The sequence below is a fragment of the Anatilimnocola floriformis genome (genome assembly GCF_024256385.1).
GTDB lineage: Bacteria > Planctomycetota > Planctomycetia > Pirellulales > Pirellulaceae > Anatilimnocola > Anatilimnocola floriformis.
This window is the reverse complement of the sequence record NZ_JAMLFW010000001.1, coordinates 4398684-4413016: the sequence shown is the minus strand read 5'-3', so window position 1 is coordinate 4413016 and position 14333 is coordinate 4398684. Positions and strand designations below refer to the sequence as shown.

Sequence of the window (14333 nt, the reverse complement as noted above, 5' to 3'; positions counted from 1 at the left end):
TACAAAGGCTCGGCCATCTGCAAAATAAGCAGCTTACTAACAAGCGGGTGTAGCTCAGTTGGTAGAGCGCCACCTTGCCAAGGTGGCTGTCGTCGGTTCGAGTCCGATCACCCGCTCTTTTGGCTGCGGCCAAAACTTGCTGTCCCCTTCCGGGGATGGCTCGTTTTGCCGCATCATCCGCAACGAAGGTTTTTCAGGCCCGAAGTGCCGCGCCCGCTGTACTTCGGGTTTGTCGTTGATGGACCGCGAATTGCAGAACTGAATCGGGTAAACTTACCGAAGGTTTTTTCCTCCTCCTTACCGCGGCTGGTTCGCATTGCCCTTGAGTCAAAACTCCGGGCAAACTCTGGCCTGCCGCTGGGTGAACTACGATGACTGCTCAAGATTTGGAAGAACAGACTGGCACGGAAGGCGCTGAAGCAGCCGAAGAAAAGGTCAAGATGGCGCTCGACGTGAAGGTCGACAAGCCCAGCGCTTGCCAGCGCCACGTGACCGTTGCCGTCAGCCGCGAAGACATCAATCGCTACTACAAAGACGCCTTCGATGAACTCGTGCCGAAGGCCGAGCTCCCTGGATTCCGCGCTGGCCGCGCCCCACGCAAGCTGGTCGAAAGCCGCTTTAAGGAGCAGGTTTCGGATCAAGTGAAGGGTAAGCTGGTCATGGAAAGCATGACCCAGATCAGCGACGACCAAAAGTTTTCGGCGATCAGCGAACCGGACTTCGATTACAACAGCATCGTCCTGCCGGACGAAGGCCCGCTCCGCTACGAATTCAAGATCGAAGTTCGCCCTGAGTTCGACCTGCCCGCCTGGGAAGGAATGAAGCTCGAACGGCCCGTCCACACGTACAGCGAAGCCGAAGTCGACGACTATCTGAAGAAGCTGCTTGCTCGCTACGCCAAGGTTGTCGACAGCACCGACGCTGTCCAAGCCGGCGACTTACTGAAGGTGGAACTCACCTTCACCCACGACGGCAAGCAGATCGCGCAGACCACCGAATCGGAAGTTGCCGTTCGCCCGACCTTGACGTTCAAAGACGCCAAGCTGGAAGGTTTCGAAGGCCTGGTCGTCGGCAAGAATGTCAACGATGTGGTCGAAGCCAAGTTGCCGATCTCGGCCGAAGCCGATAACGACGAACTCCGCGGCAAGGAAGTTGATCTGTCGATCAAGATCCTCGGCGTGCAGAAGTACGAATATCCCGAACTGACCGAAGGTTTCCTCGATCGCATCGGTGGTTTCGTCGACGAAGCCGAACTCCGCAGCGAAGTGAAGAAGCAGCTCGAAAAGCAGCTGAGCTACCAACAACGCCAACGCGTTCGTCAGCAAATCACGTCGCTCCTCACGGTTGCGGCCAACTGGGATCTGCCGCCGGACATGCTCCGTCGCCAAGCCCGTCGCGAACTCGATCGCGCGGTGATGGAATTGCAATCGCACGGCTTCAGCCCCGATGCCATTCGCAGCCATGCGAACGAACTGCAACAGAACATCCTGGCTTACACCTCGCGGGCTTTGAAGGAACACTTCATCCTCGAGCGCATTGCCGAAGATCAAAAGATCGATGCTGAGGAAAAGGATTTCGAAGACGAAATCGCTCTCATCGCCGAGCAGAACGACGAATCGGTTCGCCGCGTCCGTGCTCGTCTCGACAAGCAAGGCTCGATGGACACGCTGCGAAATCAGATCATCGAACGCAAGGTGATCGACCTCATCGAATCGAAGGCTCGGTTCGAAGAAGTGGCCCACGTGCCGGCCAAGACCGACGCCTCGCCAATTGAATTCGCCGTCGCCGGCCAAACGGCGATCATCGCCGATGCCAAATACGGCAACGATGTCGTGACGCCCGGTACGCCGCAGATCAAGAAGGACAAAGAGTAGTCTCACTACTCATCTCGCCCTGCGAGACGAATCAAACGAAGAAGGCCGGAACTTTTGTTCCGGCCTTTTTTTGTAGCTACGCCTTCAGGCGTTTTTTCTGGAGCACTGGTGTGAAGTACTCACACGTCACCTTCGCCGTGCAGGTAATACGTCCAATTGATGAAGGGCGATAACCGTCGATACGCTGCGTCAGACATTACCAGCTTGCCCTGGCTGTAAATCGGCACGTCGTTCAACAATTGTGGGCAAATCAGGATCTCCGTCAGATCATCTAACTCGCCGATGTCGACGCTCGCGGTAATCAATGGATATCGTGCTGCGAAATCTCGCACGGGCGGCGCGACTAACTCGAAGTAGTCGCCGATCTTTTCATGCAAGGCAGGCTTATCTACTTGGCGGTCAATGAATCGCTCGATCGCAAAAAAGTCACCGATCGTTTTGTAAAAGGAGAAGTCTCCAGCGCGAAATGGAATCTCATATAGAGTCTTGAAGTGCACCGGAGCAAATGCGACTTCCGGCAAATCGTGAAAGACGTCGCGAACTTTGGCAGACACCACCAGTTTAAACTCTGGTGAAAAAACGTCGGCGATTTCAAAGATATTCTTGTGCAGCTGAAGTGGCCGGTCTACTGCATTCGCTAACTGCGAATTCTGTGAGTTGGGACGCTTTCCGCCTCGGTCAGCCGTGCCGTGAAAGAAAGATGCGTGAATAGCATCAATGGCTTTTGTGCGGCCGAAGAAACTGAGCGTGCTGACAACATGGAACTTCATCAGCCACCGCCACAAGATTTGCACCGTGCATTACGGGTCGGCCCCTCACCCCAACCCTCTCCCCGGAGTACCGAGGAGAGGGAGTGAATGCGCGGGCGTTATTCTTTTTCCCGCGTCTGCTGGAAGTAGTGCACGCCCTTTTTGTTCGACGAGATGACGTCGAGCAAGCCGTCGCCGTTGACGTCGGCCACTTCGAATTGGGTGCCGGGGCCGCTGTTGTGATCGAACTGGTGCGGCGTCCAAACGGGGCGACCGTTTTCGCGCTTCAGCTCGAACCAGTAGAAGACGGCGGGTTGGTCAACGCCCGGATCACCCGAAGCGTGGGCCCACCAACGCTTGCCGCAAACGATGTCCGGCAGTTTGTCGCCGTTCATGTCGGCCAGCATCACACCGTGAATCTGCGAGAAATCCTTGCTGATTTCGTGCTGCTTCCATTGGTTCGGGGCAACCTGTTCGTGCCACCACAGGCCGAAACCGTGCGGGCTCGACGTGAGCACATCGTTGTCGCCGTCGCCATCAAAGTCGTAGGCGTACATCTGGGCGGCCTGACCGAAGTTGGCCTGATGAAACTTCCAAGGTGTGCTGCTGGCCTCGGCGGGGGCTTCCCACCAGCCGCTGGCCACCAGAATGTCGTTCCGCTTGTCGCCATTGATGTCGCCCGAGCCAATGCCGTGGTCATACTTCTTGGCGCCTTGCACACCTTTTTCCGAAACGGCAGTCAGCACCCACGGTTCGTTGGGATCTTTCGCCGGCTTGGCAAAGCCAACCTGGCGATCGGGGCCATCGGAGTCCTTCGTCGAAGGAGCAAAACCCATCAGCAGTTCCTTTTTGCCATCGCCGTCGATGTCGAGGTACTGCGGGCTCTCGTTGTTGGTCACCGGCGTGACGGTGTGCTTCGGCCAGAGCTTGCCGGTCTCTTTCGGATTCTCAAACCACCAGGTGGGCGTGCCGGGAAAGTCGACCACGAGCAGGTCGCTCCAGCCGTCGCCGTTCACGTCTTCAGCAAAGCAACAGAATGCGTTGCTGTAGCCTTTGGGATCGTACTCTGGAGCCTTTTCGGTCAGCTGGTGCATTTTCCAATCAGGCGCTTCGTACCACACGAAGCCGGCCGCGATATCCATCTTCCCGTCTTTATTGAAGTCGGCGACGGCGACCCCTTCGCTCCGGAACTTGGCATCGAGCTGGGTCCGCTTGAATTGAACCTGCGGCGTTTGTGCGAGGAGCGGGGCGGCGAGCAGCGCCAGAACCGCAGCCAGAGAGCGTGACCGAACCATTTTGGGCCTTTCGTATGAGTGCGAAACGTTTCGTCGCGGATTATAATGGTGCCGAATAGCGTGTGACAGTCGCTGAGGAAATCGCTCTTAGTGAGAGTGAGTTTGCTAGCGGGCTGGTTGCAGAGGTTAGGAATAAGCTGGCTGTTCCAATTAGCCGCATCCTGATACATCGATTGTGACAGATGCAACGCTTGTCAGGTGCGAAATTTGCATGCAGCTGGCAAAACGCGCAGACTAGTACCCTGGGGCTTGGGTGCTGGCCGCTTCTTTTCGGGGGTCGTATGCAGTCTAAAATGAAACAGCGGCGCGATTCTAATACTGCAACTCAGCGCCAGCGTTTTCTCCGCCCACTCCGCTTCGAATCGCTGGCCGAACGGCTGCCGTTCGATGCCGGTCCCACCATTGGCTCGGCCCTTTCGCTCGGGGTCGCTTCGATCGCCGGAGTGACCAAGACCGACAACATCAGTCCCGACACTGATGTCGACATGTTCCAGATCCAGGTCACCGCTGGTCAGACGGTCGATTTTGATGTCGATACCGCGGCCAACGGACCAGGTGGGCTGGGCTCGTTCCTCCGACTGTTCAACAGCTCTGGCACCGAATTGGCCTTCAACAACGACGGAACTGCGCCGGGTGAGACATTTTTAGGATACGACGCTTACCTGCGGTATACGTTCACAACTGCTGGGAATTATTACGTCAGTGTTTCGAACAACTCGAACACCCTCTTCAATCCCATTACTGGCACCGGGACTTCGGCTGGCGGCGCCAACACCACGGGCAGCTACTCGCTGACCGCGACCGCGCTTCCCATCGACACCGACGACACGATTCCGGAAGCCACGAACTTCAGCACGATTGGCTCTACGCCAGACATTGCCACGAAAGATATTGACGTCGACATCGACGTCGATCTGTATTCATTTACGGCGACTGCGGGGCAGTCGATCGATTTCGACATCGATACCACGCTGAATGGTCCCGGCGGCCTGGGCAGTTATCTGCGAATCTTCGATTCCAACGGCAACCAGATCGCCGCGAACAACGACGGCGTGGGCGTGGATGAGAACGTCATCGGTTACGACTCGTTCATCCGCTTCACGTTTACGACTGCAGGGACCTATTACGTCGGCGTGTCGAACAGCACCAACACGGCTTACAACATCAACACCGGCTTGAATGACACTTCCGGCGGCGCCAACGCGATTGGCTCCTACAAGCTGTATGTGCAGACTACGCCGACAAACCCCAACGACACCGACGACGAGATCGGCGAAGCCTTCGGCATGGGGGCGGTGACAACGGCAGGCGCCTCGCGCATGACGACCATCACACCAGCCGTCGATGTCGACATGTATCGCTTCACGGTGACGGCTGGGCAGATTGTCGATTTTGATATCGATACTACCCAGAACGGCTCGGGCGGCCTGGGTTCGTTTATCCGGTTGTTCAATGCTTCGGGAACCGAACTCGCTTTCAACAACGACGCCGCAGCCCCGGGCGAAACGATCGGCTTCGACTCCTATTTGCGCTACACATTTGCCACGGCAGGCACTTACTACCTGGGCGTGTCGAACAGCAACAACACGCTGTACAACGCGACGACCGGCACAGGCGATGTCGCAAATAACTTGAATGCCGTGGGCCAATATACGCTCACGATCCAAGGCATCGCCATCGATACCGACGATCAGATTTCAGAAGCCACCCCCTTGGGTGCAATCAATGCAACTCCCAAGGTCATTAACAAAGACATCGACATCGACATTGATGTCGACATGTACCAGTTCACCGCGTCGGCCGGCCAGGTTGTCGATTTCGATATCGATACCACATCCAACGGCGCGCCTGGGCTGGACTCGTTCATCCGTGTCTTCGATTCCAACGGGAATGAACTCGCTTGGAACAACAATGGCATCGCTCCGGGCGAGAATGTCGCTGTTTTTGATGGTTACGTGAGATACACGTTCGCCTCGGCAGGTTCGTATTACGTCGGCGTGTCGGCTGCGACCAATCCGCTGTACAACGCGACGACGGGCTTTAACGACACTTCGGGCAGCTCGAATTCGACCGGCTCGTACACGCTGACGATTAATACCGCGCCGGCTGTGCCAATCGACGGCGACGATGCGATTTCGGAAGCCATCGATCTGGGAGCCATCGGCACGACGCCCAAGGTATCGCCAGCGAATAGCGCGATCACTCCCGACGTCGATGTCGATATGTATCGCTTCACCGCCACCGCGGGGCAGTCGATCGATTTCGATATCGATACCGCGCTCAACGGCACTGGTGGCCTTGGTTCTTACATCCGCCTGTTCAACAGCAGCGGCGTGCAGCTGGCGGCGAACAACGATGGCACGGCGCCCGGCGAAAACACGCTTGGTTTCGATGCGTACCTGCGTTACACATTTGCCACGGCGGGGACGTATTACCTGGGTGTGTCGAACAATACCAACAGCGCTTACAACGCACTCACTGGCGATGGCGACGTCTCGGGCGGAGCCAACAGCACCGGCGCTTACACATTGACCGTCACGGGTTTGCCGGACGACACCGACGACACGTTTGCGGAAGCGCCAAACCTGGGGAGCATCACGAGCACGCCAATCGTACGCAGCAACCAATCGATTGATCCTGACATTGATGTCGACCTGATTCGTTTCACCGTCACCAATGGCGATTCGGTCGACTTCGATATCGATACTGCGCTCAACGGCGTTGGCGGTTTGGGTTCATACCTGCGGTTGTTCAACGCATCCGGGACTGAGCTCGCTTCGAATGACGACGGTGCGGCTCCAGGCGAATCGACGGTGGGATTTGACTCGTACCTGCGATACGCCTTTTCTACGGGCGGCACCTATTATCTGGGCGTCTCGAACAATACGAACAGAAACTACAACACGACCACCGGCGGCAACGACACGGCTGGCGGTCAGAATTCCATCGGCGCTTATACCCTGACGATCACGCTGGTTACTACGTCTCCGACGGATACGAACGATCAGATCAGCGAAGCCATTGTTCTGGGCACGCCCAACAGTACGCCAATCGTAAACAGTTTGAGCATTGCGCCCGATACTGACGTGAACATGTATCAGGTCACGGTTACCGCGAATCAAACCGTGGAGTTCGATATCGACACTCCTCTCAACGGACCGGGCGGGCTGGGTTCGTATCTGCGGCTGTTCGACTCGACCGGCACGCAGCTCGCCTTTAACAACGATGCCGCCGCGCCCGGTGAAGGCGCGGTCGGGTACGACGCTTACCTGCAGTACACGTTCGTCACTCCCGGCAACTACTACATCGGCGTCTCGAACGCCAATAACTTTGCCTACAGCCCGACGACGGGCACCGGAGATGTTTCGGGGGGCGCGAATGCAACGGGCAATTATCAGCTGATTGTGAGCAGCCCAACTGCTGGGACCCCTGCGCTTTCACTTTCGGCGACGCTCACCACCATCAGCGAACCGAACACCACCTCCACCTTCACTGTCACTCGCAGCAATGCGAGCATCGCGAGCGCTCTGGTCGTTAGCTTGTCGAGCAGCGATACCTCAGAAGCCACCGTCCCGACGACGGTAACGATTCCGGCGAATCAACTGTCTGCCACCTTCACCGTGACTGCAGTGGATGACTTGATCGTTGATGGTACGCAAAACGTCACCATCACGGCCACGGCAACCGGCCTGACCACGGCGACTCAGGTGATTCAGGTCGCTGACAACGACGTCGCGTCCACGCTGTCCCTTTCGACGGTCGCCAGTTTCATCTCGGAATCGGGCGGCTCGACGACAGGCACCATCACGCGGTCCGCGGCGAATATTTCTTCGGCGCTCGTAGTTAGCCTCTCGAGCAGCGACACGACGGAAGCGACGGTGCCGAACACCGTCACGATCCCCGCCAATCAAACATCGGTGAGCTTCACCATCAATGCCGTCGATGACGCGATCATCGATGGCACGCAAAGCGTGACCATCTCGGCCAGCGCCAGCGGATTCAGTAACGCTACCACGGTGCTGCAAGTCACCGATAACGACGGGTCGATACTCTCCCTTACCACGTCGGTTTCCACGATCTCGGAAACCAACGGCTCGACCACAGGAACTGTCACTCGGACGAGCGGCAACATCACGCAGCCGCTGGTGGTGACTCTGTCGAGCAGCGATACGACGGAAGCGACCGTTCCAGCTACGGTCACGATCCCCGCCAATCAAACGTCGGCTACATTCACGATCTCGGCCGTGGATGACGCGATTGTCGATGGCACGCAGAGCGTGACGATTTTTGCGAGCGCAAGCGGTTTCACGGGAGCGAACGTCGGTTTGCAAGTCACCGATAACGACGTCGCCTCCACACTGGCCCTCTCGCTGGCCACATCCACGATTTCGGAATTGAACGGCACGACGACGGGAACTGTGACTCGCTCGGCCGGCAACATTTCGCAGCCGCTCGTGGTGAATCTATCGAGCAGCGACACCAGCGAAGCCACCGTTCCCGTTACCGTGACGATCCCAGCCAATCAGGTGTCGGTAACCTTCACGGTCACCGGCGTTGACGACCTGATTGTCGACGGCACGCAGAGCGTGACGCTCTCGGCCACGGCAACCGGTTTCAGCAGCGCCAACGTCGGCTTGCAAGTTACTGATAACGATAGCGCTCAAACGTTGTCGCTATCGGCTTCGTCGACATCGATTTCAGAATTCAACGGAACTTCGACCGGCACCGTCTCGCGCAACACCGCCAACATCTCGTCGCCGCTCGTGGTCACCCTGACGAGCAGCGACACTACGGAAGCGACGGTTCCTGCCACGGTGACGATCCCCGCCAATCAAGTCTCGGTGACATTCACCATCACGGCAGTCGACGATTCGATTGTCGACGGTTCGCGGCCGGTCACGATCACGGCCACGGCGAGTGGGTTGACCACCGCGACCCTGTCAATGCAGGTCAACGATAACGACAGCCTGTGGCAGAACCCAGTTGATCCGCTCGATGTGAACAACGATGGCAAGATCAGTGCCTTTGACGTGATTCCGGTCATCAACTTCCTGAATCAGTTTGGCGCTCAACCTGTTCCGAGTACCGGCAGCCCACCGCCCTATCTCGACGTGAACAGCGACAACCAGATCACGGCGTTCGATGCGATTCCGATCATTAACTACCTGAACGAGAATCCCGTCCCTCCCCTCACGGCGCCTGAATCCGTGACGCTCGAAACGGTGTCTGCGCTGCGTAGCAGTGAGACCCCAGCCGAGCAAAGCAGCATGGGGCCTGTCGTCAATCCGCAGACTTACGCAACCGACCTGTACTTTGCTGAGCTGGCCGCACAGCGTGAACGGGATCTGCGGAGCACTCAGCAGCAACAGCAGGAATAGCCTGACCAGTTGCTAGTGCTTCTTACCGGGCAAAAACCCGAAGCAGAAGCACAAGACCATGATGAGCCAGAATGACGAGCATTCTGGCCGACGGAGATCGTGGAAATCGAGCAAGTGCGGGATGTGCTTCTCGCGAAAGTCCGCTAGTTTCTTCTCCAGGTCGGGCACTTTCTTCTCGTCCTTGGCTTTGGCCGCATCGATTTCGAGCTCGATCCGCTTCTCTTCCGGCACGATGTGCAGCGGATAGCTCTGCTCCAACCAATGCTCGTAGTTGTGCGTTGTTTCGCGTCGAGATTTTTCAATGGCGACAAAGGTCGGCTTCGCGCCACCGATCCACTTGTCGGCGAAATGCTTGTCAAAGCTCCAGTCGCTGTTAGCAGTCCAGTCGGCGAGCAGTTTGATGCCGATGACGACGACCAGTAGATACGCCGACGTTTCGAACCGCGGGAATTTCTCCAGCAGCTTGATGAAGATCGCCGCCGCGAAGCGCATCAACACCACGCCGATGATGCCGCCCGTGATAACGACCCACAGCTTTTCGACATGACCACCCGCGAGCGCCATGGCCGCCAGGATGGAGTCGACCGCAAACGCGATATCGGTCAGTTCGATGACTAGAACAGTCGGCCAGAATGCTGCGCCGACGAACGTCTTGCCCGTCGAAGTATCTTCTTCCGTCACGATCGGGTGGCCATGCTCGTCGAGTTTGACTTCGTCTTCGCCTTCCTGCTTCCCTTCGAAAAACAGATGCTTGACCGCGATGTAAACGAGATAAGCTCCGCCGATGAACTTCACAAATGGCAACTGCAACAGCAAGCTCGCAGTGCAGATGGCGATCACGCGAAACACGAATGCGCCGATCAAGCCGTAGCTCAGGGCCCGCGACCGTTGATGGGCCGGCAAGCGTTTGGCCAGCAGGCCGAGCACGAGCGCGTTGTCGATCGACAGCACGCCTTCCAGCAAGATGAGCAGGCCCACCACGGCCAGGTCAGAAGCTTCGAGCTTTTGACCCAGAATGTCGATCAGGCCCAAAGGAAGGCAATCCAGCAGCGGAAGGAAATTCATGAAACATCATGCAAAGGAAGGAATCGCGGCGAGGAAGGCTGCCGGCGAAGGGACCATAATAACCTAAGGGTCATACCCTAGGTTAGGCGCGAGCCAACGTTCGACTTCAAGTAAGGTCATTCGCTTGCGGCGGGCATAATCTTCGACTTGTTCGCGCGTGATGCGGTCGAGCGCAAAATAGCGGGATTCGGGGTGGCCGAAGTAAAGTCCGCTCACGCTGGCAGCCGGCCACATGGCAAACGACTCCGTCAGTTTGACGCCCGCATTCTGCTCGGCGTTTAGCAGATCAAAGAGTGCCCGCTTCTCGGTGTGATCGGGCTGCGAAGGGTAGCCGGCCGCAGGACGAATGCCGCGATAGTTTTCTTCAATGAGCTCGTCATTTTTCAACGAGCCGACTTGCTCGTAGCCCCAGTCCTGCCGGGCTTGTTCGTGCATCATCTCTGCCAGGGCCTCGGCCAAGCGATCGGCAAGGGCTTTGACGTTGATCGAGCTGTAATCGTCATACTTCTTCAAAAACTCAGCCGACAGTTCGTCGCAGCCGAGGCCCGCCGTGACGGCAAAGGCACCGAGATAGTCCTCGCGACCGCGGCCAACCGGTGCGATGTAATCGGCCAGCGCGCGGTAACATTCCTGCCCTTGGCGTTGCCATTGTTGGCGGAGCGTGTGAAACCGCATGAGTTCGCTTTGCCGCGATTCGTCCGTATACAGGATGATGTCGTCGCCGTCGCTTGCCGCTGGCCAAAAGCCGTACACCGCGTTCGCGGTCAACTGCTTGTTGGCAATGATCTGCTGCAGCAACTGCTGGGCATCGTCGAAGAGCTTCTTCGCTTCCTTGCCGACGTTCAGATCCTGGAAGATCCGCGGATACTTCCCCTTCAGTTCCCAGGTCTGAAAGAACGGCGACCAATCGATATAGGGCACGATCTTTTCAAGCGGAATATCGCGCAGCACCCTCGCTCCCGTGAACGCCGGTTTGTCGATGCGCACGGTTTGCCAATCAGTGGCGAATTTCTTTTCGCGGGCTTCAGCCAGGGTCACCAGTTTTTGCTGACGATTGGAATACGACTGCACCAGTTGCCGTTGCAGCTCTTTATTTTCGGCTTCGATGGCGGGCCGCGAATCGGGATTGAGCAAACGCTCGACCACGCCGACCGAGCGCGAGGCATCGAGCACATGCACAACGGGCTGGCCGTACTGCGTTGCAATCTTCACGGCAGTGTGTTTGGCGCTGGTCGTCGCGCCGCCGATTAACAGCGGCAGGGTCATGCCGCGGCGTTGCATTTCGCGAGCAACGTAGGTCATTTCATCAAGGCTAGGAGTGATCAGGCCCGACAGGCCGATGATGTCGCAGCTTTCCTTGATTGCCGTATCGAGAATCTTCTCGGCGGGGACCATCACTCCCAGGTCGATCACCTGGTAGTTATTGCAGCCGAGCACAACGGCGACTATGTTCTTGCCGATGTCGTGCACGTCGCCCTTCACTGTGGCTATCAACATTTTGCCGCGGAAGCTCTGCTGCTCGAGGCCGGCCGATTTTTTCTCTTCTTCCATGAAGGGGAGGAGATAGCCAACCGCTTTCTTCATGACGCGAGCGCTTTTGACGACCTGCGGCAGGAACATCTTTCCCGCGCCGAAAAGGTCGCCGACGACACTCATGCCGTCCATCAGCGGCCCTTCGATGATTCGCAAGCAGCGATCGTAGTGCTGCCGGGCTTCTTCGGTATCCTGCTCGATGAACTTATCGTGCCCTTTGATCAACGCGTGCTTCAACCGTTCTTGCACGGTCCCTTCACGCCAGCTGAGGTCTTCGGTGGCGGCGGCTTTGCCTTTGCCCTTCACCGTTTCAGCCAGTTGAATCAGCCGTTCGGTAGCATCGGGGCGACGATTGAGAATGACGTCTTCGACGCGCGTGAGGAGTTCTTTTGGAACCTCTTCGTACACCGCGAGTTGCCCCGCGTTGACGATGCCCATGTCGAGACCGGCGCGGATCGCATGATACAAAAACGCGCTGTGGATCGCTTCGCGGACAATGTCGTTGCCACGGAAAGAGAAGCTGACGTTGCTTACGCCGCCGCTGACTTTCGCGCCGGGGCAAACTTGCTTGATGATCCGCGTAGCTTCGATAAAGTTGACCGCGTAGTTGTTGTGCTCCTCCATCCCCGTCGCAACGGTGAGGATGTTGGGATCGAAGATGATGTCTTCCGGCGGAAAATCGAGTTTGCTGGTCAGCAGGTCATACGCTCGCTTGCAGATGCGAACTTTCTCGTCGATCTCCACTGCCTGACCTTGCTCATCGAAGGCCATGACGACGCAGGCCGCGCCGTAGTTGCGGACGAGTTGCCCACGGCGGAGGAATTCTTCCTCGCCGTCCTTGAGGCTGATCGAATTGACGATGCTCTTGCCTTGGGTCGCTCGCAGGCCCGCTTCGATGACCGACCACTTGCTGCTGTCGATCATCACCGGCACTTTGGAAACATCGCCATCGCCGGCGATCAAGCGCAGGAACTTCGTCATGGCCGCTTCGCCGTCGAGCAGCGCGTCGTCCATGTTGATATCGATAACCGTCGCGCCGCCGAGGACTTGCTGCCGTGCAACGTCGACGGCTTCTTCGAACTTGCCGTCGCGAATCAAACGTGCAAAGGCCTTCGAGCCGGTGACGTTCGTCCGTTCGCCGATCATCGTGAAGTTGCTATCGGGCCGCTGCGTGAATGCCTGCGTGCCCGCCAAGCGCAACCAGCGCTCGGGCTGCTTCACCTGATGCGGCTTCATCCGGCGGACCCGTTCGGCCATCGCACCGATGTGCGGCGGCGTCGTGCCGCAGCAACCGCCGAGGATATTGATCCAGCCGTTCTCGACGAACTCGCCTACTAGATTTGCCATCTGCGGCGGATCGAGGTCGTACTGCCCCATTTCGTTCGGCAAACCAGCGTTGGGATAGCAGCTGATGTGCGTGCCGGCGACCTTCGACATTTCTTCGATGTGCGGCCGCATCGTTTGCGGGCCGAGCGCACAGTTCATGCCGACCGCGAGCAACGGCACGTGCGAGACGCTGTTCCAAAAGGCTTCGACATTTTGGGCTGAGACAAACGTCACACCCGCATCGCTGAACGTGCCTGAGGCAATGACGGGAATCCGAAAGCCTTTTTTCGCGAAGACCTTTTCGATCGCAAACAAGCACGCCTTGAGATTGAGTGTGTCGATGACCGTTTCGGGCAGAAGCAAATCGACGCCGCCATCGACCAGGGCTTCGACCTGGTCGTAGTAGGAATCGACCATCTGGTCGAACTCGGCGTTGCGGTAGGCGGGATCGTCGACCTTGGTCGAGATCGCCATCTGCTTGGCGGTTGGACCGATCGAACCAGCAACAAAACGCGGTTTATCCTTAGTGCTGTAGGCCTCCGCCGCAGCCCGCGCGCATTTCGCTGCGGCCAGGTTGATCTCGCGCACGAGTTCGTTCGGCAGAGCAAAATCTTCCATCCCCACCAGGCTCGCGCCGAAGGTGTTGGTCTCGATGATGTCGGCGCCGGCTTCCAGGTATTGCTTGTGGATCGACGTGATTTTGTCCGGATGCGTCAGGCACAGCAAATCGGAGAAATTTTTGAGATGCTTGGCTTTGTCATGCTCGGCAAAGCGGTCGCCGCGGACCTGCTCCTCGGTCAGCTTATAGCGCTGAATCATCGAGCCCATCGCGCCGTCGAGAATCAGGACGCGGTCGGCGAGGAGGTTTTCAAGTTGATCGTAAACGGGAGTGCGGCGGAGAGACATTGCGCAGTAATCTCGGCGGCGGGCTGCGCAGTTTTTAGGCGGCACAGCGGCTCCGGCCACGCTCAGCGGAGGATCTTACTCAGGCTCCCAAAAACCGCGGACTGACAAGCCGGAACGAACCCTTAATGTTACTTGGTTGCAGCAATTGGCAACAGCGGGTTGCGATCCATTCGCCTGTCAGTTTCGCCGTGTTAGAATTGATTGCGG

General features: G+C 57.6%; 6 protein-coding genes and 1 tRNA gene. 3 read left to right on the top strand and 4 right to left on the bottom strand.

Features of this window, described 5'->3' with window-relative positions; translation table 11 throughout:
• The first annotated feature begins 43 nt into the window (after nucleotides 1-43).
• Nucleotides 44-116: transfer RNA gene (locus tag M9Q49_RS17120), tRNA-Gly, on the top strand.
• Between the two features lie 255 nt (nucleotides 117-371).
• A complete protein-coding gene (gene tig / locus M9Q49_RS17115) occupies nucleotides 372-1874 on the top strand; it encodes a trigger factor (RefSeq protein ID WP_254510024.1) in 1503 nt (500 codons plus the stop codon).
• Between the two features lie 119 nt (nucleotides 1875-1993).
• Here tig and M9Q49_RS17110 read toward each other — a convergent pair whose 3' ends face one another.
• Nucleotides 1994-2644, bottom strand: coding sequence for a hypothetical protein (locus tag M9Q49_RS17110; protein WP_254510023.1), 651 nt, complete (start codon nucleotides 2642-2644; stop codon nucleotides 1994-1996).
• A gap of 98 nt (nucleotides 2645-2742) precedes the next feature.
• Nucleotides 2743-3918: an FG-GAP repeat domain-containing protein gene (locus M9Q49_RS17105; RefSeq protein ID WP_254510022.1), complete on the bottom strand. Its 1176-nt coding sequence runs from the start codon at nucleotides 3916-3918 to the stop codon at nucleotides 2743-2745.
• A gap of 293 nt (nucleotides 3919-4211) precedes the next feature.
• Between M9Q49_RS17105 and M9Q49_RS17100 the strand changes: the two genes are divergently transcribed.
• Nucleotides 4212-9296 (top strand): beta strand repeat-containing protein, encoded by a 5085-nt coding sequence (locus tag M9Q49_RS17100; RefSeq protein ID WP_254510021.1) that lies wholly within the window; start codon nucleotides 4212-4214, stop codon nucleotides 9294-9296.
• A 12-nt stretch (nucleotides 9297-9308) separates the two neighbouring features.
• Here M9Q49_RS17100 and M9Q49_RS17095 read toward each other — a convergent pair whose 3' ends face one another.
• Nucleotides 9309-10361 carry a TerC family protein gene (locus M9Q49_RS17095; protein WP_254510020.1) on the bottom strand — a complete coding sequence of 351 codons (1053 nt, stop codon included), beginning with the start codon at nucleotides 10359-10361 and terminating at the stop codon, nucleotides 9309-9311.
• A gap of 63 nt (nucleotides 10362-10424) precedes the next feature.
• A complete protein-coding gene (gene metH / locus M9Q49_RS17090) occupies nucleotides 10425-14126 on the bottom strand; it encodes a methionine synthase (RefSeq protein ID WP_254510019.1) in 3702 nt (1233 codons plus the stop codon).
• Nucleotides 14127-14333 lie beyond the last annotated feature (207 nt).